This window comes from Shewanella sp. 5_MG-2023, from assembly GCF_030547465.1.
GTDB lineage: Bacteria > Pseudomonadota > Gammaproteobacteria > Enterobacterales > Shewanellaceae > Shewanella.
In genome coordinates, this window is sequence record NZ_JAUORC010000037.1 from 1 (window position 1) to 22,926 (window position 22,926).

A 22,926-nucleotide genomic window follows, 5' to 3' on the forward strand; every position below is an offset into this window, starting at 1 on the left:
CGAGTGGCCAAAGGGATCAGACTGTAAATCTGACGGCTCAGCCTTCGAAGGTTCGAATCCTTCTCCCTCCACCATTTCTTTTAGTCATTTCAGTTCATCAAGTTAGCTCATTCAAATTAGCTCAATTTCAATTCTCAGTAGTTTCACTTCAGTTTTATCATCAAGATTTGCTTAGTTTCAACTTCACAGCCTTATCCTAGTCATTTATTGATATCGATTATTAATTTGCTGTCTAGCGTCAAAATGTAACCTTGTTCATAAAACATTAGAATTTAACTTCCTGATCTTGTTATTTATCTTTAAGATAATCCGATTACAGCAAACTTAGGATGTCAGATGTCTAAACAATGGGTTAATCAAGCCATAGCTAAAATAGAAGCTGATTTTCAACGCAGCGCCGATACACATTTAATTAAGTTAGAACTTCCACAATTAACTGGCATCGACATTTATCTTAAAGATGAAAGCACCCATCCAACTGGCAGTTTAAAACACCGTTTAGCCCGCTCTTTGTTTCTGTATGCGATTTCAAATGGATGGGTTAATGAAAATACCACCATCATAGAATCATCATCTGGCAGTACTGCAGTATCTGAAGCATACTTTTCTCGGTTACTTGGCCTACCGTTCATTGCGGTAATGCCAGCCACAACCGCGAAAAAGAAAATCCAACAAATTGAGTATTATGGTGGTAGTTGTCATTTCGTCGACAAAACTGACCAAATATATGCAGAATCTCAGCGCCTAGCAGCGCAACTCAATGGCCATTATATGGATCAATTTACCTATGCTGAGCGCGCCACCGATTGGCGCGGCAATAACAATATTGCTGACTCTATCTTTAATCAGATGCAAAAAGAGCCACATCCAATTCCAGCATGGATTGTGATGAGCCCAGGCACTGGCGGTACCTCAGCAACCATTGGCCGCTACCTTAATTACCAACAACTTGATACTAAGCTGTGCGTGGTAGACCCTGAAAATTCGGTATTCTATGACTACTATATAAATGGTGATGCAAGTATTACCAGCGATAAAGGCAGTAATATTGAAGGCATCGGTCGCCCAAGGGTTGAACCGTCTTTTATCGCAGGTGTAGTGGATGAAATGAAAAAAATCCCTGATGCAGCATCTATTGCGACCATGAACTGGTTAGCACAGCATATTGGCCGTAAGGTAGGGCCATCAACGGGGACTAATTTATATGGCGTGTTGCAGTTAGCCTGTCAGATGAAACAAAAAGGCGAAACAGGCTCGTTAGTGACCTTGCTGTGTGATTCTGGTGAGCGCTATTTAGATACCTATTATAATAATGAATGGATTAATAACAATATCGGTTGTACTGAAGAATTTGACCTAGAGTTGCAACATTTTAACAGCAGTGGTTGTTTGGGGAAGTTATAAAAATTTAGCCATAAAATCAGTTATAAAAAATAACCCCGCCCAATTGACATTAGGCGGGATTATTTTTCAATATGTTAGTTAATCGATATCTAAATATTTATGGGTCTGAATTGATAAGCGCCAATTACGGCTTATACAGGTTTTCATGGCAAGTTCAGTTGCCCGAGGTTTTTGACTAATAGGCTGTAAACAAATGGTTTTATTAGATACATCAATATCCGCTAATAACTCATCAAGTTCATCAATATGGTTTTGGGTGGCGATGGGATGCTTAATTTCATTAGCGCGCTCTAGCGCCGCCTTTAAGACTTTATAGCCGCCTTTCATATTTACTTTTGGTGACACGGTAACCCAGACTTGCTCATGACAATGAACCTCGAAAGTACCACTGGTTTCAATCTGCACGCTGTTGCCAGCTTCAATCAAATGACTGGTTAACTTACTTAGGTCATATAAACATGGCTCGCCACCAGTAATGACAATATGTTTTGCAGTAAAACCTTTTTCAGTAAATGCAGTTAATAATGAATGCGCATCATGATTTGCCCAGCGACCAATGGTGCCATCCACTGCAATAACTTGTTGTTGAGAAACCTTGTTTGCTTCTAATACATCCCAGGTCTGTTTGGTATCACACCAAGCACAACCAACAGGACAACCTTGCAAACGAACAAAAATTGCTGGAACGCCGGTAAAGGTGCCCTCACCTTGAATGGTTTCAAAAACTTCATTAACTGGATATTTCATTTAGCTGCCTTATTCTCAGTAAGGGCGCATTTATAGTGTATTTTCACTGTAGCTGCAACCATTAACGGCCATGATAATGACTGCTTATTAGATTACCTGCCAACTAATTACATATGTCTGATGAAAGCTGATTATTAATCAGCCTATTAATAGCCGCTTTTACAAAAAGGTCACTGCTATAAAAATCTCACTAAAATTCTACTAATCAAAAGTTAAATAACCATGAAAGTTATCCTTAATGTCGTTATAATTTAGCCCGTAATCAACGGCTTCAATTAACTAACTGTTTCAATGAGTCTGCTCTGGGAACATGTTGATATATTTAAATTTTATATGGTGAAAAAAATGTCTAAAGCAATTGTCGTATTTAGCGGAGGTCAGGACTCTACAACCTGCCTCATTCAAGCAATGTCTCAATATGACGAAGTGCATGCCATCACCTTTGATTATGGCCAGCGTCACCGTGAAGAAATTGAAATTGCTCAATCACTTGCTAAAGAATTAAACATTGCCAGCCATAAAGTCATGGATGTGGGTTTACTCAATGAGCTTGCGGTGTCTGCGCTTACTCGAGATTCAATTCCGGTATCCCATGAGATCATGAATAATGGACTGCCTAATACCTTCGTCCCTGGGCGCAATATTCTCTTTTTAACCTTAGCGGGCATTTATGCTTATCAGTTAGGGTGCGATGCCATTATCACTGGCGTGTGTGAAACAGACTTTTCTGGCTATCCTGATTGTCGTGATGAATTTATCAAGTCTATGCAGCAATCATTGGCGTTAGGTATGGATAAACCATTACAAATTGTCACCCCGTTAATGTGGCTAAACAAAGCTGAAACATGGGCACTAGCAGATAAATACCAAGCATTAACCTTAGTCAGAAATGAAACCCTTACCTGTTACAACGGCATAAAGGGCTGTGGTTGTGGCGATTGCCCAGCCTGCACCCTTCGCCAACGTGGTTTAGATGATTATTTAGCTAACGCTGACACTGTAATGGCTGAGCTTAATCAAAAAATGGCTAAAGCTTAAAATAGGGTTACTGACATGGCAAATAAGCAAACTCAAATTGGCGTATATGTTTTTGCAACTATAGTGAGCGTCATTTGCGCGGCATTATTTGCCTTAAATTTACTGCCTCTTGCACAAATAGATATCGACAGTTTACTGGCTTATCGCTATGACTCAATTACCCAAGGTGAATGGTGGCGACTGCTTAGTGGTAATATTCTGCATACTAACTTGTGGCATTTACTAATGAACCTAGCCGGTTTTTGGGTGATTTTGTTTTTGCATGAGACCCACTACAAACAGCATAGCGTTAAACTCGTAGGCTTATTTTTGAGTTTGGCAATGCTTGAAGGACTCGGCTTATATTGGTTTTACCCAGAACTAAAGGGTTATGTGGGGCTAAGCGGGCTATTACACGGACTTTTCACTTTTGGCGCGCTACTTGATATCCGAAAAGGCTTTAAATCAGGCTATTTGTTATTGTTAGGGGTCATCATCAAAGCTGGTTATGAAACCTATTTTGGCGCCAGTGACAGCGTCAGTGAGCTGATCAATGCCAGAGTCGCCACAGAGTCTCACTTAATTGGCGTCGTAAGTGGGTTATTGTGCGGGTTAATTTGGTTGCCATTAAGTGGTTATTTAAAGCGCGCTCAAACACTGTCAACAAGCCACAATTAAGTATCATTTTGTGCTTGCTGATAAATGTTTGGCCGCCAAATTTGCATTAAGATTTCCGGATTATCTACCGGCAGAAAACCATATTGAGCGTAAAGGCCATGAGCATCCCTTGTGGCCAGCATCATTCTCCTTAATCCCTGTATATCTGGGTGACTTATCACCTTTTCGATGAGTAACTTACTTAAACCATTTCCTCGATGTTGATCAGTAATAAACACATCAGCTAGATAGGCGAATGTGGCTCTATCTGTGATAAGGCGGGCAAAACCAACTTGCTCGCCTTGGTCAGTAAATACCCCAAAGCACAAAGAATGCTCAATGGCCTTAGCTAATACTGTTATCGGCACCCCTTTGGCCCAATAGCTTTGTGAGATAAAACCGTGAATAACACTGATATCTAATTTATTTTGATCCGTTGAAATAACATAACCCTTGTTGCCTAACTGCTGCATTAACGCCCCTTAACTAAGATTTATTCAGTTTAAGTAACACACATCGCTGCCCAAGCTTATGTTTACCCCAACACTTGCTTAGTATATTGATATAACTGCTGAGCATCTAAGTTTGTCGATTTGGCCAAACCCGCTAATACCCCAAGTTGATCAGCCTCTGAGCGATGCTGGCCTAGCTTGAGTTTCCCTTCTATGCAAGCAATTGAAATCTTAAAACCCACAATGGCTTTAGCCAATTTATCGCGGTAGTCATTCGGAATAAAACCACCATGTTGTAATAACTCAGGCTCATATTTAGCGATGGTGTCAGTTAAATGCAAAATGGTTTCATTGCTATCGGTTAGCTCGAAAATCCCTGTTACATGCACCGCTGCATAATTCCACGTGGGTACGGCAGGAAAACCGTCATACCAAGTAGGTGAAATATACCCATGAGGACCGGAAAATACCGCCAGCACAGATTGTAAATCCAATGTTTTCCAATGATTATTGGCTTTTGCCATATGGCCATATAACGTGTGATTACCGTCAGCATCAGTTTTAAGGATTAATGGCAGATGAGAGGCTTGTAAATCGCTCGAGCTAAGCAGAGCAAAGCCATACTGCTGGATAAAGTCTAAAGCCTCGTTAGACTGCATTTGTAATTTTTTAGGTAGGTACATGATCATCCTTAATATCTAGGTTTAACTTTTTGGGTGCTCAGTATTAATGAGTGACTCAATAAACGCGTTAATTCGTTGCTAAAAACTGCTGTAACCTTTGTTTTAATGGCGCTATTGCAGCTGGATGAGCCAAATAATCGGTAATCGTCATCAATTGCCAATATTGGCCTTCTGAGCCAAAATTAATCGCATCTAGTTCAGTTTGAGTAATATAAGCGACAAAAAAGTAGGAGTGGCCATTTGCAGTTTGATTAATCCCCCGCTGTTGATATATCAAACGCTCTATTGGCAGCCTAATGTCAAATTCTTCATGTAACTCTCTAAGCACACACTCTTGGGCCGACTCCTTGCCTTCGCGGCCACCACCGGGAAAGTCCCACTGATTCGGGAACGGAATATTGGTTTTATCATCCCTTAAGTACACCACCAATTTATCTTCAAAAATCAGAGCTAATTTACAACCAGTGAATGATTCAGAATCCACATTTTTGGTTATCGCTTGTTGATTTGATAGCCCCATTTGTCAGCGACTCCACGGTTGATTTATTTATAATCACTATCCCATAAAAAAACCCGTGTTGATACTGAGATTGATTCAGTTTCAGCACGGGTTTAATGCGATAACCTCGACTTATGAACTTATATTCTAAGCAATAAAAATAAACCCAATAAAGGTAATGCCAGCGGCAATAAGCGTATAAGGTAATTGCGTTACCGCATGGCTAACTAAATTACAGCCTGCACCTTGGGCAGCGAGTACGGTGGAGTCACTATAAAAACACGCCTGACTGCCAAAAGATGACGCAGAAAGCAGCGCGCCTATTACGAGTGGCATATCCGCGCCAACAGCTTGGGCTAACGGCATCACAATGGGGATGGAGACAGCAAAGATGCCCCAGCTTGAACCCGTAGCAAACGCTAAAACCGCCATTGCGACAAATACCACTGCTGGTAACATTTGCGCAGTCATATAGGGGCTTAAGCTTTCAATTACAAATTGTGGCAGCAATAATTTATCGCAAACATCTTTAAAAATAAACGCAGCGATCACAGTACCAATGGCAGGCAACATACTTTTAAAACCATCAATCATTTGCTCCATCATATCGGATAACGGCATTAATTTTTGCACGGTATAATAAGGAATGGTGATAGCCATCGTCGCCAATAATCCAAGCCAAACATCAATATCAAAGTACACGGTAAAACCGACTAATAAGATGATGGGTACTAAAAAATTATGTAACTTGCCTTGTTCATCTGCGGCGCTGAAATTGTCTTCAATCGCCTTAACGCCATAGTCATCGCTGGTATGGGTTTCTTCAGACTCATCCACAGGAATACCAATACCTTGCTTGGCTTTAAATTCTGCTTTTTTCATCGGTCCAATAAGTGGGATAACCCCTAAAATAACCAATGGCACCATGACCACTGCCACCCAAGCATAGAGCATATAAGGAATCGCCTGCATATATACCGCAATGCCCTGCCCCGATTCGGCAATGCCGTTGTCTACTAACAAACCGCCGAAAAATACAGCCCAAGTTGATAACGGCACCAGCACACAAATAGGCGCCGCAGTTGAGTCAACCACATAAGCGAGCATTTCACGGGAGATTTTATATTTATCGGTGACGCGCTTCATGGTCTCACCCACGGTGAGCGCGTTAAGATAATCATCGATAAAGATGGCCACACCTAATACAAAGGTCATCATTAATGACGATTTGGGCCCTTTCGCTACTCGTAAGGCTTTTTTACCAAAGGCAAAAGCGCCGCCGGTCCTGACTAATAATGCGATCAAAGCGCCGAAGGTACCACACACTAATATCAGCCAACCTATAGTTTCGTCAGCCATTACACTCAGTGAGATTTCTGAAAAATTATTCAATGCTTCAGCAGGATCTAGCATCAATAATCCCACAACTGCGCCTATCACTAAGGCAAGTATCGGTCTTCTTAATAAAATCGCTAAAATTATAACAACCAAAGGCGGGATCAAACTGATCGCAGATGGCTCTGTCATCACGGTTTTTCCTTGAAAAAAGAAAGATTAATAAAGAAAAGAAAATAATGTTGAATTGCGCTTTAGTCAACAAAAACTAAACACATTATTGAAATAAAATAAGGATTTATTTAAAAACACATATCAGAATACAAATTCATTGCGGAAGAATAAAAAATCACCCTAAACTCACCCTAAACTCACCCTAAACTCACCTAAAAGTTTATAGGTTATTTGAATTCCTATGTAGGGTTTGATCCATCAATGAAGATTTATAAAGCGAAGTTTAACTTGTTAAAATATAAACAAATAACAATTTAACCACTATTGTTTTACGCACCTTTGTGTATGTCCCAAAGTAAGCAGTGAACAAAACCGTTTAAATATTCGCAGATCTTCAAACATCATGGAACATTCATGGATATCAATAATTACTTACTCCCCGCAATTATTGCGTTAAGTATCATTACTATAAGCATTGTTATTTTTGCCCGATTAGGCGTAGGTACCATTGTAGGTTTTATTGTCGCAGGAATAATTTTAGGACCACACACACCTGGTCCTATTGCCACAACCAATATTGAAACCTTACAAAATATTGCCGATTTTGGTGTGGTTTTGTTTTTATTTACTTTAGGCTTAGATATGAAGCCACAACAATTATGGAGTATGAGAAAGACCATTATTGTTCAAGGCTTTGGTCAGGTATTGTTGACCTCAGCGTTATTTTCTCTGCTGGGTACTGTTATGGGTTTGGCTTGGGAAGTGGGTTTTGTAATTGGTGCCATTTTTTCACAGTCTTCTACCGCTGTGGTGATGACATTACTGCAAGAGAAAAAACAGCTCAACACCCCACACGGCACAAACATATTTTCGAATCTCATGGCTCAAGATATCAGTGTCGTGCCGATTATGGCGCTAATTCCGATTTTAGCGCATCAACAAAATACCAATGCGAATTCTGGTTTATATACCAGCATGTTAATAATTGGCTTGATGGTTTGTGTGTTCATTCTAGCCCGTTATATTTTACCATTTTGCCTAAAAATGAGTATTACCAGTCAAAACAAATCAGCCTTTGCGTTAAGTTTGTTTGTGGTGATTTTTACCACTCTATGGCTGTCTAGTGTCGCTGGGGTTTCACAAACTTTAGGCGCTTTTATATTAGGTATGTTGCTATCAACTTCTGATTTCAAGTTAATGTTAGAAGAAGTGGTAACACCACTTAAACAAGCACTGATGGGGTTATTTTTCCTGTCAGTGGGCATGTCCATCAACCCCGAAGTACTTTTAAGCGATTTTGGCACAATTTTAATCTGGTTAGCTGCTGCAGTGCTGATTAAGACCTTGGTATTTATTACATTAGCGTTAATAGATGGTAAAAGCTTAACCGTGAGCATCAAGACGGGTTTTACCCTTAGCCAAGTGGGTGAATTTGCCTTCGTATTATTAGGCATTGGTACTGTCGCTGGCGTGCTAGACAGTCATAACGCAGCTGTCGGCTTTATTATCATTAGTATCAGTATGATTATTACACCTTTTATGAATAAATTAGGTAATTGGCTCAGTTTACAGTTTATCACTGACCGTTATAATGACAGTCATGATCCTCACGCAGCTGACAATCAACTGGTAATTATCGGTTTAGATGAAGTTGGCCGTTTAATCGCTCTACTGGCTGATAGAGCTCATATCTCCTACGCTGCTTACGATATTGACTATGAATGCGTTAAAAGAGGTAAAGCATTAGGGCTAAATGCTCATTTCGGCGACATCCTCAATAGTGGTATTCAGCAAAAGGCACAGTTAAAGGTTGCAAAAGCCGCTTTTATTTCAGCAACTGGTTCAGAAAGACTAAAACGACTTGCGTTAATGCTGTCTCATTACAAACAGTTAGATATCTATGCTCGCACAAACTCAAGAGCGGAAGAATTCTACTTAAATAAGCATGGGGTGAAATATGCAGGATCTGTTTATATTGAAAGTACTTTATTACGTGGACTGGATTTATTGCGCAATTTTGGACTAACAGAACAAGACGCCATGCAGTTAATCGATAACCTTAAACAAGAGTTGTTTGAGCAAGAATATCATCAGTGGGGAAAGCAAGCCGCATCAGAATCACAGCCCGTAACCGTTAATTAATAACGGCTTCGATAAAATGTCATCTTTGGTATAAGATCGGTTTTAATCAACAGCAGTTATTATAATAAGATCTATTGATGTCACTTAATTAATGACATGAGTGAGACAACATTTTGAGGAACACCGATGGCAGAACTGACACTTGATAAGACCGATTTTCACATTTTAAAATTACTGCAAGCATCGGGTAAGTTATCAAATCAAGACTTAGCTGAACAAGTAGGCTTGTCACCTTCTCCCTGCTCAAGGCGAGTCAAAGCATTAGAAGATGCTGGTTACATTAGTGGTTATGCCACCCTATTAAATGCAGATCATTTTAAGCTAGCATTAACCGTGTATATTCAAGTGAGACTAGAAAAACACAGCGCTGCCATTTTAGAGGCATTTGAAGCAGATATTGCCTTATATGATGAAGTGCAAGAATGCAGCTTAATTACTGGCAGTGAAGCTGATTACTATTTAAAGGTGTTAGTCACTGATATGCAGCAATATAAGGTGTTTTTATTAGATAAGTTAACCACCAATGCGCATATTGCTGGTATTAATTCTAGTTTTGTCTTAAAAAAAGTAAAAAGTAGCACAGCTATCCCCTTACCCTAGCCCTAGGAATAAACACTCACTAATATGTGACTCAATGCCTTCACTGTTCTTGAAAGGCTTTTATTTGTTTCTCTTCAGCTGTGATAGCCCGAACATCATTGCACATTAAAACATCATCGCCTGCGGCAGATCACTTTCTTGAAAATTAACTCGACTAATATTTAATTGCGCTGATGAGAAAATCTGCTCACTGTAAAACAATTAAATATCACCAAAAACAATTAAATCGCAATAAAAAACCACATATTAACAACTAAGCCACATTAAAAGTCACTAAAAAGATTTAGTTAGCAATATTTTTTATTGCTTAAAAGGTTCAAGACATTACTATGCGCGCTCTTCAATTATTAGCGTCTATAGAGTTAAACACATGAGCGTAAAATCATCTGGCCAATTTAGTTCTCGTATTGGTTTTATTATGGCCGCAGCAGGTTCTGCTGTTGGTGTTGGTAACATCTGGGGATTCCCTACACAAGCTGCAACCCATGGCGGCGGTGCATTTTTACTTGTCTATGCCGTGTTAATTTTACTGCTGGGCTTTCCTATGTTAATGGCTGAATTAATGGTTGGTCGTCACGGACAGACTAATCCAGCTGATGCAATGGCTAAACTTGCAAATAAGCCCTTAGCCAAAAAGATAGCTAAAAGTATCGGACTTGTTTCAATTATCACTGCCACGCTTATTTGTACTTTCTACAGCATTCTATCAGGCTGGTTTGTCAGTTTTGCCCTAGCGCCAGTGGCACAGATGGCGAACCAAGCTGAGGTGGCGGCTTGGTTAATGGACTTTTCTATCAGTAGAAATTTAGTCTTTACCCTATTGTTTATCACACTGGTGATATGGGTGATCCGCCAAGGGGTACAGCAAGGAATTGAGCGTTGGTCAAAACGATTGATGCCACTGTTACTAGTCATGTTAGTCGCTGGCGCTATCTATATTTTAACCCAGCCAGGGGCAATGCAAGGTTTGTCAGTATTATTTGTGCCTGATTTTTCGAGGGTATTAGATACAGAGGTGCTAATGGGCGCATTAGGGCAAACCTTTTTCTCACTGTCTGTGGGTACTGGCGCCATGATGGTATACGGTGCATACCTTAATAAACGAGAAAACATAGCTAAACTAACCGCATACGTTACCTTAATGGACACCAGCGTCGCATTGCTAGCCGCGTTAATGATTATTCCAGCGATGTATGTGGCCCAGCACAATGGCGTACAAATTTTCGCTGACGATGGCAGTTTACTAAATTCTGACACCTTAGTGTTTAGTGTATTACCAGCGCTTTTTGATTCTTTAGGTGGGATCAGCCAATATCTATTAGCAATCGTGTTTTTTTCATTAATGACCATTGCCGGTTTGACCTCGGCAATGTCAATTGTAGAAGTACCCACCAGCTATTTAGTTGAAAAAACGTCCTTAACACGTAACAGTGCCAGTTTAGTCGTCGGCGCGTTTATCGCCACTGTTGCTTGCGTGATTGTGTTTAACTTTAATGAGTTATTTGGTTTGATCATCACCATAACGACTGAACGAGCACAGCCATTAATTGCCTTGGGTATTGCGATATATTTAGGCTGGGTTTGGCATAGGAATTCATTACTTGCAGCAATTTCACAGCAACAAGGCGTTGATAAAGATAGCTACTTTTGGCGTATGTGGCCTGTTTATGTGAAGTTTGTTTGCCCAGTATTAATCTGCTTGATAATCATGCAGTTATTCTTAGGCTAATAACTTTCTAAACAAGCTGCTAACTAAGATATACAAAAGGCTATAAGATTATAATTTTTATAGCCTTCTTATTTTATACAAATGAATTTGTCGTACATCCCAAATTTCCCTTGCTGAACTCAGTTAATGAAAAAAGCGCCAATGGTTAAAATATCCACTAACACAGCAAAAAAACCACTACAAAGACAAGATATACCTCTATATCAGCCTTCAATAACGCCAATCACAAACGCTGTGTAAATAAACAGTATCATGTTAAGTTAGTGCGCTATTATCACTATAATTATCATAATGATTTTCACCCTAATCAATTAAGTGATAGTAAATTAAGTGATAGTAAATTAAGTGATAGTAAATTAAGTGATAGTAAATTAAGTGATAGTAAATTAAGTGATAGCCGATTAAGTGATAGCCGATTAAGTTTATCTGTCAGCGCCTTCAAAAGGCTGATTTGACCAAATAAAAATGACAAAAGAGAACATATCATGAATGTAATGGGAATCATGCTTAAAGCAAATGAAATGCGGATAGTGACGTTAACGGGCACAAGAACAGCACATGAACTCATTAATCCAAAGTTCAATAAACTGGCTGTAGACAAGCACCCTCAGCAAGCGGAAGTGAAAATTATGATAGAGCAAATTTCACAATATTGTGATGCCAATAATATTGAAAAAGTAGTTATTAATAGACGATCTACAACAGGACAAGGTGCTGGCGGCGCGGGTACTTTTTTATTGGAAGGTGCTTTATTGGCGACATTGAAGCCAGCTATCGTTTTTATTCATCCAGCCACAATAAGAGCAACCGATAAACGAGAAGCAGACCACAAGTCAGCTAAACCTAAAACCGTAGATTTAGGCAAAGCTTATGATCTTGCTTATGAAAGTTTAGCCCTTAATTAAGCTATGTAAAAAGCGCTCTGAACGTGGAATGTAGTAATTATCATAGTCAAATGACATTACTACACTGGATGTTTTGGCTATGATTTCATCTCTAGGTACAAAACCAATCACTCGAGAATCAGAACTATGATCACGGTTATCGCCTAGTGCTAGGTAATGACCTTCTGGTACGGTAACCTCAGAAAAATTTGAAAGCCTAGAGCCACTATTACTGGTACGAACGAAATGGTTAACCGTGCTAGTTTCAGAGAATAACTGCTCAATTTTGTCCTCGGATGAATCAGTTGCACTTATTGGTTGATAGGCTAATGTCTTTCCATTAATGCTGAGCACATTATCCGTCAATGCAATGACATCCCCTGGTATGCCAATGACACGTTTAACCAGTCTATTATCAGCAGCAGTAGATTCGAAAATAATAATATCGCCGCGCTGAGGATCTGCAATCTTATAAAGCGAAATGTGCGTAAAAGGTACTCGTAAATCATAAGCCATTTTATCGGCATACAATCTATCACCTTCAATGATAGTCGGTTTCATTGAGCCTGACGGCACGGTATACCAGTCTGCAACAGCGCTTCGAAAAACACACATTAACATGATAAATAACAATAACGACTTATTGGCTTTAATCGCTTTCACTACAGCATTGTTCATATAAATTCCTTTTTATGTAATAACAAATCATTAACTTAGATTAGCAAATACCAATCAATAACAACATCAAGCTTAACGATTTTTAATCTAATATGTGCTGTGAAACCAAAGAATAAAATCTTAAATAGTGAAAAGTGAAAAGTGAATGGCGTAACATGAATGGGGATTAGCTTTGTTTGCTGCTGACAAAAAATTAAGGGAGAGATAGCTAATCTCTCACTTCCCTATTAAATCAGGACTTAATCTGCCCTTTTACTGATCCATTTAGCGAAAGGTTGAGCAGTCATCCCGTGTAAAATAAGACTAATAAACACAGTGCAAATCACCGTCATGGCCATAAAATTACCGCCGGGTAAATCCTTGTCCAGCATGATAATAACAAACACTATCGATGCAAGGCCCCGAGGTCCAAACCAGCCTAGAAAAATTTTCGAAGGGATATTGCCACCAGCACGGCCCAATGACAAAAATATCGGTAACATACGAACAATGGTCAAGCTGAGTAAGGCATAAATCAGCATAGTCCAAGTAAACTCGTGAAAGGCATTTCCAATGACAAATGCACCAAATAATAACCATGTCAAAAGCGCCATAATTTCGCCAATACCTTCGGTTGGTAATAACAATTTATGTTTATGCTCTTGGCATAAATAACCAAACAACAAGCCGCCAGAAAATGCTGCTATATAACCACTGCCACCTAACTCTTGGGCGATGGCAAAGCTAGACAGCGCCAAACTTAACACAAGGTTTTGGCTCCAAATCTCGGTTATCCAGCCTTTTTTATAACATGCCTTTATTAAACCAGCACCAATAAACGACACGCTTAAACCGACCAGCAACCCAATGCCTAATTCTTCAACTAAAAAGTGTACTGCTAATTCTGATACCGCTCCTTCAGCAACACTACCTGCCGCTAACGCTAGAAAAACAAATAAGATCGGTACACAGATACCATCGTTCAAACCACTTTCTATATTCAAACCTTCACGTAATGGTGCTGGCACAATAGGACTTGAAACCACCGCCTTACCTAAAGCAGCATCGGTTGCAGCTAACATGGTGGCTAACGCTGCGATTTCAAAGACACCGAGATTAGGAAATAATACAAAGCCTGCCAAAAAGCCTAATAAAATTGCCCCGGGCAAACCATAAAGTAACATTCTGGTTGGGATATTAATGTGCTTACGCAGTACAGTTAAATTGGCGTTTGATGCATCACAAAATAACACTATGGCTAAGGTAATATCTGCAAACACCCTAATGCCAATACCATCAAGGTCACTACCCAGCCAATTCAGAGCAGATGGGCCGAGCACAAAACCCACCACCACAAACACCATAGGGCCAGAAATCATTGAGCGTTCAAATCGCCCTGCGACCAAGCTGTAACATAAAGTAAAAACAGCCAAAATGGCTAACTCTGAATACATTTATCAACTTCCCTATTGTGGCCTGATGCCCGGTTATTTATCGAACAATCTATAAGGTTAATTTACAGGGATGAGCATTCATAGCAAAGCTTATTTTACTTATGGTTAATCCTTTGATTGAAGCGATAAAGGCAGAATACTCACCTTTTTGAACAGTAGCATCAAAAGAAAATATAACTACTCCGTTAACATTTAAGCTTGCTACTATTTTAGCAATAAGGTTTTCTTGCTCTTTCAAGGGTACATGCTAAATACTGTCCCATGCCGTTATAAAATGATATTTTTCAGGAAGTCACACTCACAGATATCGCCTTGGATAAAATGAATCTCGGGATGCCGTTTACGAGCCATATTGAGCATTTCAGTTGACACCTTAAGCCCTGAAACTGTAAAGCTTTACTGATAAGTTTCATATAAAGTATCCCTTCTATAAGTTACCAACTATGTAATATAAGCACCCATGATTAAAATTGGCAGCCATAAAAGGCAGCGACGATAACTTAAGTACCTTATTGGCAGCATTTTGTTTAATATCACAGCCAATTTAACTGCTAAAATTAATTAAGAATTTCATGTCCTGTTTCGAAAGTAATTGAACTAAAGGCTTGTATCAAAACTTGTATCAGAACTTTTTCGTGAAAAAACAGGCCTTCAAGGTAAAACTATGCATACACTTCCGTCTTTATCCCAACTCGGCTGGCGCCCTTTCTTTCAACAACAACTCACTCTCGATGAGTTAACTGACTTCAACATAGGCCGGGTAATTGAACAGCACCGCAGCGGTGTTGTGGTGTTATCAGAGCATGGTCACTGCAGCCTAAATCAATCATTTTCACAAGCTGCTGAACGTTTATGTGTCGGTGACTGGGTATTATTCAATGGTGATAATCAATTTCATAGACTGTTAGACAGACAGTCCTTATTCCAACGTAAAGCCCCAGGTAGTAAAGTCGAAACACAACTAATTTCAGCTAATGTTGATAGTGTGTTTATTGTGTGTTCGTTGAATCAGGATTTTAATCTTAGCCGAATAGAGCGCTATTTAGCTTTAACCAAAGAAGCTCAGGTAGAACCGATCATCATTTTAACTAAAGCGGATCTTTGTCAAGATTTAGATGATAAGCTAGCCCAAGTACAAAGCCTTGATCCATTTATGATGGTGCATGCCATTAATGCATTGGACAAAGAACAATTATCAGTACTAGATACATACTGTAAGCAGGGCAACACTATTGCCCTACTCGGTTCATCAGGTGTAGGGAAGTCAACGCTAGTAAATGGACTTATGGGTTTTGAAGCACAATTAACCAGTGATATACGTGAAGATGACAGCAAAGGCCGTCATACCACTACCTCTAGAGCCTTAAAGACTTTGCCACAAGGCGGTTTAATACTCGACACTCCAGGTATGCGCGAGTTACAACTTGGCGCTTGCGAGCAAGGCGTAAATGAAACCTTCAGTGAAATTACTGAATTAGCCCAGCAGTGTCGTTTTGCTGATTGTAGTCATGCCAATGAACCAGGTTGTGCGGTTCGTGCAGCCATAGAGTCTGGGGTAATTACTGCTCGGCGCTATGCTAGTTATCAAAAACTTATGCGTGAACAAGCGTTAAATGGTGCCACCTTAGCGGAAAAAAGGGCTAAAGATAAAGCCTTTGGCAAAATGATAAACTCAGTTCAGTCTGAATCACGTAATCGTAAAAAAGGCGCTTTTTAAACCATCAAAAGTAGCGAATACTGGCTTTAAATTGATCAAATATATATTGGGCATCATGTGAAGGGTTATCATTAGCGGGATTTACTAATTCATCTTTAGGTACATCAATCATATTAAAAGTGAATATAATTGGTTCATTCACCGAAATAAGGCACCGATTCCGAGTGAGTTTTTCCGCCCAGGTCGCTTTAAATAAAAACTGTGAGGTATATTCGATTGAGTCACACTGATTTATTTTGAATTCTTTAGCGATGCTGAGGATCTTGTATTGCTTTAAACCTTTTTTGTATAAGGCTTCAAACCCTTTCACTAACCCATGCAAGCTTTCACCTTTTTGATAAGTAAAAGGTTCGGCATAAACACTGATGGAAGGCCCCATGGTGCGGCTATATTGAGCATTGATTTGCGACATCACTACAATCGGATCTTCACCATTAATAAGATTTTGGGTAAAGCGACTTTGTGAAAGTTCTTGTGAAGTTATCGATGCTGTAAACGGCTTTAACGACATAAAATGCCAACCGGCAGGTTTTGTAAAAGACACCCCTAAAGAATGATTAGTGTATTGACCACTATCATTAACAACAGTGTGATTAACAGCGCCGCTAACTTGATTGCTAGGGCCTTCAAGCTGATGATTAGAGCCCTCAGCTCGATTAACTGAGCCATCAGCGGGGTTATATAAGTGCCCAAATAGCTCAATAAAACTTGGCTTATCTTGTGCCATTATTACCTGCCTTTATTTAATGATGAATATAGCTAAGCTAATTACAACTCGTTAAGCGCTTATTTTAGTTTAGAGGCTAATAACATTTTTGGTAATCTTTGTTGGCTAAGTCACAAAATCACTAAGTCACTAAGTCACTAAGTCACTAAGTCACTAAGTCACTAAGTCACTCGACTTGAATTACCATTAAGAAATGATTCTATTGTTAAGTTTCCAGTTACGTACTAAATATCAGATATGTAACTGAATCCTTATAATTTAGAAGCTTGTAGCAAGAAAAAAGGCGCCGTAGCGCCTTTTATGCAATGTTTACCGTTGAGGTTATTACTGCTTGTAAATCTTGCCACCTTTCATCACAAACCCCACATCAAGTAACTGTGAAATGTTGTCTAACGGGCTTGAATCTAAAGCAATAATATCTGCATATTTGCCTGCTTCTATGGTGCCGAGTTTGTCACTCATATCGATTAAATCGGCAGCATTAACGGTTGCGGACTTTAAAATATCTGCGGTGGTCATGCCAGCTTGATGCATTAATACTGCTTCTTGAGCATTAATACCGTGCTTAGAAACACCACTGTCGGTGCCAAAGGCAATTTTAACACCTGCCTTGTAAGACTTTTCAAAATTGGCAAGCATATCTGCGCCGACACGAATCGCTTTGGCTTTGATGGGCGCTGACATAAAGTCTGAGGTTTCAGCCATATCGACAACTGTAGCACCAGCCAGTAGGGTAGGAACTAAATACGCCCCCGTTTTTTTGAATAACTTGATAGTTTCTTTATCGGCATAGCTTCCATGCTCAACACTGTCGACTCCAGCTCGAAGTGCGGCATTGATACCTGCCGTAGCGTGTGCGTGACTGGCAACTTTACGCCCTAACCCATGGGCTGTAGCAACAATTTCTTTTAATTCATTATCAGTCATTTGCTGACCAGTACCCGTGTTTGTGTCAGACAACACCCCACCAGTAGAGGCGACCTTAATAGCGTCAGCGCCATATTTTATCGCTTCACGGGTTATTTTTCGGCATTCAAAAGGCCCATCACAAATCGTCATTGGTGACTTCATTGCTAACAAATCCGGCGCCATGCCATCGACATCTAAATGCCCCCCCGTAATTGAAACACCCGCTGCTGCGATAATACGCGGGCCGTCAATCCAGCCTTTTTCGACCCCGTCGCGCAAGGCATACATTTGCTCTGGCTCACTGAGTAAGTCTCGCACCGTAGTAAAGCCCGACATCAGAGTGGTTTTAGCATAATGAACACTTTTCATTGCGATATCTGCATCAGACAGTTTTACCGTATCGCTAATATTATCCGGGCCAAATTCCATTTGTAAATGAACATGCATATCCATCAAACCTGGCATCACAAAGCGATCAGATAAATCGACAAACTGAGCATCACTACCGTAGGTTGAAGCCGCAATAAACCCTTGTTCTACTGCGATAATCTCACCATCTTTAATGACCACTGTCTGCTTTGATAATGGCGCCTTACCCGGCAAAGCTAATAGCTCACCTGCATGTATTACTTTGGTGTCAGCGAGTACAGAGTGCGTTAATAAACTGGTTAAAGACATCGCAACTAGCGAGAGACCTTTAAAGAAACTTTTATTGATTGGTGTGGTTGTTAGCATTGTTATAACCATTTAAGAGAGAGTTAATTTGCATTTAATATACTCAATTCACCACAAATGTAAACAACGATTCACATCAGCTTGTCATTTACGCTACATATGGTAATTTACTCACTCGGTGTTTAATGAAATACATGTGTTAGCAAACAAAAACCTGCACAGGACTTTTCTAAAATCGCTAAAAATAACTCAAAAAGGACTAAATTTAGTGAATATATTTAATAAAAGCATGGGCCTATTATTAATTGCCCCTTTTGCGTCAATGATGGTGTTTGCGCAAGACTCTGACTCAACCTTGCAATTAGAAGATGTTTTCAATCTGCAATATGCATCAGGCCTTACCATCAACAAGGATGGCGATGAGGTTTTTTTTGTTCGTAATTATATGGACATTCAAACGGACAAAAAACTCGGTAATATTTGGAAGGTCGATAAAAATAAAACGCTCACTCCAGTGACGAATGGACTGCATGTCGATTACTCGCCAACACTGTCACCAGATAATACCAAGTTAGCCTATATTTCTACTGCCAGTGGCGCACCTCAAATCCATATGAAATGGCTAGAAACTGGAGACACTGCACAAATGAGTCACTTTGCTCATTCGCCAGCTAATTTGTCTTGGTCACCAAATGGTAAGCAACTAGCCTTTACCCGTTTTGTTGCTAGCAAACCAAAATCTGTAGTGTCATTACCGGGCAAGCCAAAAGGCGCTGAATGGGCCAAACCAGCGGTGTATATTGATGATATGTATTACCGCTTTGATGGTGCAGGCTTTAGTAAACCCGGAAATAGCCACATATTTGTGATGTCAGCAGATGGCGGTTCAGCGCGTCAATTAACCTCAGGTGATTATGATCATAATGGCCAATTAAGTTGGAGTCAGGATGGTAAGCAACTATTTTACTCAAGTAATAAGCGCGCAGAAAGTGACTTAGAATGGACTGATAATAATCTGTACCGCTTAGATATCAATACCAAAAAAGTCACTCAGTTAACCGATAGAGTCGGCCCAGATATCAGCCCTATGGTATCGCCAAATGGTAAATATATTGCTTATTTAGGTGCAGATCAAAACCATAAAAATTACGAAAATACTGAGCTATACATCATGAATATTGATGGTTCAGGTAAACATTCATTAACCGCCAATTTAGACCGTTCAATTAACAGCATAAAATGGGCTGATAACAGTAAAGCAGTTTACTTTAATTACCATGACCATGGCGAAACCTATGTTGCCTATCAACCCCTTAACGGCAAACGTAAGGTAGTGGCACAAAACCTTGGTGGATTAGCATTTGGCCGCCCATATACAGGTAGTCAATTTGATGTAGCTGCAGATGGCACCATTGCCTTTACCTATTCAAATCCACAACGCCCTGCTGATGTCGCCATTACTAAAAAAGGCAAAACTAAGCAGTTAACCAGCCTTAGCGATAGCGCCCTTAATTACAAAACCTTGGCCACCATTAAAGAGCTCAATGTTAAATCTTCATTTGATCAGCGCGATATTCAAGCATGGGTCGCTTACCCGCCGGGTTATGAAGCAGGTAAAAAAGCCGGTAAAACATACCCGCTAATTTTAGAAATCCACGGTGGCCCCGTCACCAATTACGGACCGCACTTTTCAGCTGAAGTACAACTGATGGCGGCAAGTGGTTACGTAGTGGTATACGCTAACCCCCGCGGTAGTGACAGTTACGGTAAAGAGTTTGCTCAAACAATCCATAATAACTACCCAAGCCAAGATTATGATGACTTAATGTCTGTGGTTGATGGCGTTATCGCACAAGATGCGATTAATGAAGATGCATTATTTGTTACTGGCGGCTCTGGTGGCGGCGTACTGACAGCGTGGATTGTGGGGCACACTGACAGATTTAAAGCGGCTGTGGTCGCAAAACCGGTAATCAATTGGTATAGCTTTGTATTAACAACTGATATCTACTCTTTTGTGATTAAAAACTGGTTCGAGAAAATGCCGTGGGAAGACAGCGCCCATTACATGAAATTATCACCCATCAGCTATGTGGGTAATGTCACCACCCCAACAATGCTATTAACCGGTGAAGCAGATCAACGTACACCTATTGCTGAAACTGAGCAGTTTTATCAAGCGCTTAAATTACGCAATATTGATACTGCTATGGTGCGAATTCCTGATGCGCCCCATGGAATTTATAAAAGGCCCAGTAATTTGATGTCGAAAGTGGCCCATATACTGTGGTGGTTTGAAAAGTATCAAACTGAAAACTAAATCAATAAACAAACCACAATTTAGATAATCACTGCAACACAATAAAGCCAGCATATTTTGCCCCGCAATATGCTGGCTTTTTATTTATATACCAGAGCGATAACCTTCCATACACGCATTCCTTAGCCTAGTTCACCTTATCTAAATGATTTCTGTTGATCGAATAAACCACTTCAGCCGTATCTTCAGTGCAACTTTCTATAGTTTGGCTATATTTGAGCAGTAATAAACTATGCCAATTCTCATATGATAAGGAACACAGATGACATATCCACGTACGTTTAGCCATATCGGTATATCAGTGCCCGATCTTGAAGCCGCGGTAAAGTTTTATACCGAGACATTAGGTTGGTACCTCATTATGGCGCCCACTGAAATTAAAGAAGATAACTCCGCCATTGGTGAAATGTGTACTGATGTATTTGGGAGTGGTTGGGAACACTTTCGCATTGCTCATCTATCCACTGGTGATAGAGTTGGAGTTGAAATTTTTGAGTTTAAAAATCAGCAAAATCCAAAAGATAACTTTGAATATTGGAAAACCGGCGTGTTCCACTTTTGTGTACAAGATCCTGATGTTGAAGGGCTTGCAGAAAAAATTGTTGCTGCTGGTGGTAAAAAACGTATGGCAAAACCACGTTTTTATTACCCAGGTGAAAAACCATATCGCATGATATACATGGAAGATCCGTTCGGGAATATCCTTGAAATATACTCACATAGCTATGAACTAACCTACTCTGATGGTGCTTATAAATAGCGACTATCAAGCTTTAAAAGGCGGGTTATCAGCTGTAGTTATCGACCATTGTAGATAGTTCAAACATGCCCCGTCCGCTAAACCTTTAAAAAGTAGCCATTGATGGGGCATGATTGATTTCAGCTGTGAACAGCCTGAATAAGCTTACATTCGCTAAAACTACAATTTAAAGACTTGTATATCTTTCAGATATTGACCTTTTATGTCGGTATTGCCGCCAATCACATAAGTGGTGTCACCGAGTGTGGTCGCTGCATTATGTCTACTGGCTTGATAACCAATATCAATCTTCATCCATTGCTCACTGACAAAATCGTATGCGTAAGTTAATGTCAAATTGTCATAACTCCCAAATACAAACAGCTTTTGGTTAACCACTGACATTGAATGGGCACTGATAGCTTCAGGTAAAGCGGGTAATGATTGCCACTTTTTTAATTGCGGATCATATTTTTCAAAAGCTGTTAATGAGTTTTTATTATCATAGCCACCCACCACATAGATATAACCATCATGAACCACTGCTCTAGTTTCTTTCGTGGTTGGCATATTGGCCGCTCTAACCCAGCCTTGTGTCTCACCATTTAACACAGCGACTAAGCCACTCGGTGCTAACTGACCATTTTTAGGGTATGAGCCACCAACAACATAAATATTACCATTTAACAAAACGGCACTATTACGTCTTGTTGGTGCAGGTAACGGCTTGGCAAAGCTAACTTGGTGGGTCACGGTATTAAACACTTCTACGCGGTGTTCAAATCTAAATTTTTGGGCCTCAAAGCTGACACCACCAATAATATAAATTGACTCTTGCCCATCCCAAACCGCAGAAAAAAACCTTCTTGGGATGAGTTTATTCGCTAACACCTGCTTTTTACCTGATATAGGCTCAATGATTTCAATGTCGGAAAGAAAACCTGTGCTGTTAGACCCTGCCAATACATAGATGTTTTGACCATCATTGACTGCGGCATGACCAAATCGAGCGCTAGTCAAGGTAATGGGCTCAGGGTGTAACACAGGATTGCTACTACAACCGCTAAGAATCATTAAAATAAGTATCGGCAGTAATAGAAAATTAATTTTTGGCTTCATCATGTCTTTAATCCATTAAATTATGAAGGCCGTAGAATATTGAAGTATCCTTTCACCGTCAATGAGTTATCTAACTTTCACTCACTTAAATTTAAGCTATTCTGATTATAACCGCTCCTTTATACAACTCCTTATTCAGCTGACTTACAAAAATCACGGCTACCAATATATACTTTGGTATAACAAAATTAAACAATTTGGTAATAATGGTTGCGACTATTGGTAACATGTTATATAAATGTGTCAACCGATTAAAAGAACAACAATTGGTCATACAAAAATTAAT

Annotated in this window: 22 protein-coding genes; 11 read left to right on the top strand and 11 right to left on the bottom strand. The window is 39.8% G+C overall.

Annotation, left to right across the window (positions count from 1 at the left end):
* Window positions 1-336 precede the first annotated feature (336 nt).
* The gene (locus Q4557_RS17955; protein ID WP_303414441.1) at window positions 337-1,404 is read left to right on the top strand and encodes a PLP-dependent cysteine synthase family protein; all 1,068 of its coding nucleotides are present in this window, start codon (window positions 337-339) and stop codon (window positions 1,402-1,404) included.
* A gap of 78 nt (window positions 1,405-1,482) precedes the next feature.
* Here Q4557_RS17955 and queE read toward each other — a convergent pair whose 3' ends face one another.
* Window positions 1,483-2,151, bottom strand: a complete 669-nt coding sequence (queE, locus tag Q4557_RS17960) for a 7-carboxy-7-deazaguanine synthase QueE (RefSeq protein WP_303414444.1) — start codon at window positions 2,149-2,151, stop codon at window positions 1,483-1,485.
* A gap of 345 nt (window positions 2,152-2,496) precedes the next feature.
* Between queE and queC the strand changes: the two genes are divergently transcribed.
* Entirely contained in the window at window positions 2,497-3,189 is a 693-nt protein-coding gene (gene queC / locus Q4557_RS17965; protein WP_198589275.1) for a 7-cyano-7-deazaguanine synthase QueC, read from the top strand.
* Window positions 3,190-3,204: 15 nt separating this feature from the next.
* Window positions 3,205-3,846 carry a rhombosortase gene (rrtA, locus tag Q4557_RS17970; protein WP_303414447.1) on the top strand — a complete coding sequence of 214 codons (642 nt, stop codon included), beginning with the start codon at window positions 3,205-3,207 and terminating at the stop codon, window positions 3,844-3,846.
* Here rrtA and Q4557_RS17975 read toward each other — a convergent pair.
* The 4 genes from Q4557_RS17975 to Q4557_RS17990 form a co-directional block, all read right to left on the bottom strand.
* Window positions 3,843-4,298 (bottom strand): GNAT family N-acetyltransferase, encoded by a 456-nt coding sequence (locus Q4557_RS17975; RefSeq protein ID WP_303414451.1) that lies wholly within the window; start codon window positions 4,296-4,298, stop codon window positions 3,843-3,845. The two genes, rrtA and Q4557_RS17975, sit on opposite strands and share 4 nt — an antisense overlap.
* Before the next feature lie 62 nt (window positions 4,299-4,360).
* The gene (locus Q4557_RS17980; RefSeq protein WP_303414454.1) at window positions 4,361-4,960 is read right to left on the bottom strand and encodes an FMN-binding negative transcriptional regulator; all 600 of its coding nucleotides are present in this window, start codon (window positions 4,958-4,960) and stop codon (window positions 4,361-4,363) included.
* A gap of 67 nt (window positions 4,961-5,027) precedes the next feature.
* Window positions 5,028-5,480: an NUDIX hydrolase gene (locus Q4557_RS17985; RefSeq protein ID WP_303414457.1), complete on the bottom strand. Its 453-nt coding sequence runs from the start codon at window positions 5,478-5,480 to the stop codon at window positions 5,028-5,030.
* Window positions 5,481-5,606: 126 nt separating this feature from the next.
* A complete protein-coding gene (locus Q4557_RS17990) occupies window positions 5,607-6,986 on the bottom strand; it encodes a Na+/H+ antiporter NhaC family protein (protein WP_303414459.1) in 1,380 nt (459 codons plus the stop codon).
* Window positions 6,987-7,382: 396 nt separating this feature from the next.
* Here Q4557_RS17990 and Q4557_RS17995 point away from each other — a divergent pair, with 396 nt between their 5' ends.
* The 5 genes from Q4557_RS17995 (at window position 7,383) to Q4557_RS18010 (ending at window position 12,344) form a co-directional block, all read left to right on the top strand.
* The gene (locus Q4557_RS17995; RefSeq protein ID WP_303414461.1) at window positions 7,383-9,110 is read left to right on the top strand and encodes a cation:proton antiporter; all 1,728 of its coding nucleotides are present in this window, start codon (window positions 7,383-7,385) and stop codon (window positions 9,108-9,110) included.
* Window positions 9,111-9,236: 126 nt separating this feature from the next.
* Complete coding sequence (locus Q4557_RS18000; RefSeq protein ID WP_303414464.1) at window positions 9,237-9,710, top strand: Lrp/AsnC family transcriptional regulator; 474 nt, start codon at window positions 9,237-9,239, stop codon at window positions 9,708-9,710.
* A 370-nt stretch (window positions 9,711-10,080) separates the two neighbouring features.
* Window positions 10,081-11,439 (top strand): sodium-dependent transporter, encoded by a 1,359-nt coding sequence (locus Q4557_RS18005; protein WP_102476711.1) that lies wholly within the window; start codon window positions 10,081-10,083, stop codon window positions 11,437-11,439.
* A gap of 263 nt (window positions 11,440-11,702) precedes the next feature.
* On the top strand, window positions 11,703-11,894 hold the full coding sequence (locus Q4557_RS19940) for a pentapeptide repeat-containing protein (RefSeq protein ID WP_368506498.1): 192 nt from the start codon (window positions 11,703-11,705) through the stop codon (window positions 11,892-11,894).
* Window positions 11,895-11,924: 30 nt separating this feature from the next.
* Window positions 11,925-12,344 carry a DUF3010 family protein gene (locus tag Q4557_RS18010; protein WP_303414469.1) on the top strand — a complete coding sequence of 140 codons (420 nt, stop codon included), beginning with the start codon at window positions 11,925-11,927 and terminating at the stop codon, window positions 12,342-12,344.
* On the opposite strand, the gene lepB is transcribed toward Q4557_RS18010, so the two are convergent.
* The 3 genes from lepB to Q4557_RS18025 all read right to left on the bottom strand — a co-directional run bounded on the left by lepB (window position 12,330) and on the right by Q4557_RS18025 (window position 14,672).
* Entirely contained in the window at window positions 12,330-13,001 is a 672-nt protein-coding gene (gene lepB / locus Q4557_RS18015) for a signal peptidase I (protein WP_102519507.1), read from the bottom strand. The two genes, Q4557_RS18010 and lepB, sit on opposite strands and share 15 nt — an antisense overlap.
* 239 nt (window positions 13,002-13,240) lie before the next feature.
* A complete protein-coding gene (locus Q4557_RS18020) occupies window positions 13,241-14,434 on the bottom strand; it encodes a cation:proton antiporter (RefSeq protein ID WP_303414473.1) in 1,194 nt (397 codons plus the stop codon).
* Between the two features lie 49 nt (window positions 14,435-14,483).
* Window positions 14,484-14,672: a hypothetical protein gene (locus Q4557_RS18025; RefSeq protein ID WP_102519505.1), complete on the bottom strand. Its 189-nt coding sequence runs from the start codon at window positions 14,670-14,672 to the stop codon at window positions 14,484-14,486.
* 426 nt (window positions 14,673-15,098) lie between these two features.
* Here Q4557_RS18025 and rsgA point away from each other — a divergent pair, with 426 nt between their 5' ends.
* Window positions 15,099-16,151: a ribosome small subunit-dependent GTPase A gene (rsgA, locus tag Q4557_RS18030; protein WP_303414478.1), complete on the top strand. Its 1,053-nt coding sequence runs from the start codon at window positions 15,099-15,101 to the stop codon at window positions 16,149-16,151.
* 4 nt (window positions 16,152-16,155) lie between these two features.
* Here the strand turns inward: rsgA and Q4557_RS18035 are convergent, their stop codons facing one another.
* Together Q4557_RS18035 and Q4557_RS18040 are read right to left on the bottom strand one after the other, a co-directional pair.
* Window positions 16,156-16,878, bottom strand: a complete 723-nt coding sequence (locus Q4557_RS18035) for a hypothetical protein (RefSeq protein WP_102519503.1) — start codon at window positions 16,876-16,878, stop codon at window positions 16,156-16,158.
* Window positions 16,879-17,202: 324 nt separating this feature from the next.
* A complete protein-coding gene (locus tag Q4557_RS18040) occupies window positions 17,203-18,465 on the bottom strand; it encodes an amidohydrolase family protein (RefSeq protein WP_303414497.1) in 1,263 nt (420 codons plus the stop codon).
* Between the two features lie 265 nt (window positions 18,466-18,730).
* Here Q4557_RS18040 and Q4557_RS18045 point away from each other — a divergent pair, with 265 nt between their 5' ends.
* Both Q4557_RS18045 and Q4557_RS18050 read left to right on the top strand, forming a co-directional pair.
* Window positions 18,731-20,782 (top strand): S9 family peptidase, encoded by a 2,052-nt coding sequence (locus Q4557_RS18045; protein ID WP_303414481.1) that lies wholly within the window; start codon window positions 18,731-18,733, stop codon window positions 20,780-20,782.
* Window positions 20,783-21,044: 262 nt separating this feature from the next.
* Window positions 21,045-21,542 carry a lactoylglutathione lyase family protein gene (locus Q4557_RS18050; protein ID WP_102476877.1) on the top strand — a complete coding sequence of 166 codons (498 nt, stop codon included), beginning with the start codon at window positions 21,045-21,047 and terminating at the stop codon, window positions 21,540-21,542.
* A 159-nt stretch (window positions 21,543-21,701) separates the two neighbouring features.
* Here Q4557_RS18050 and Q4557_RS18055 read toward each other — a convergent pair whose 3' ends face one another.
* Window positions 21,702-22,643, bottom strand: a complete 942-nt coding sequence (locus Q4557_RS18055) for a kelch repeat-containing protein (RefSeq protein ID WP_102476878.1) — start codon at window positions 22,641-22,643, stop codon at window positions 21,702-21,704.
* Between the last annotated feature and the right edge of the window lie 283 nt (window positions 22,644-22,926).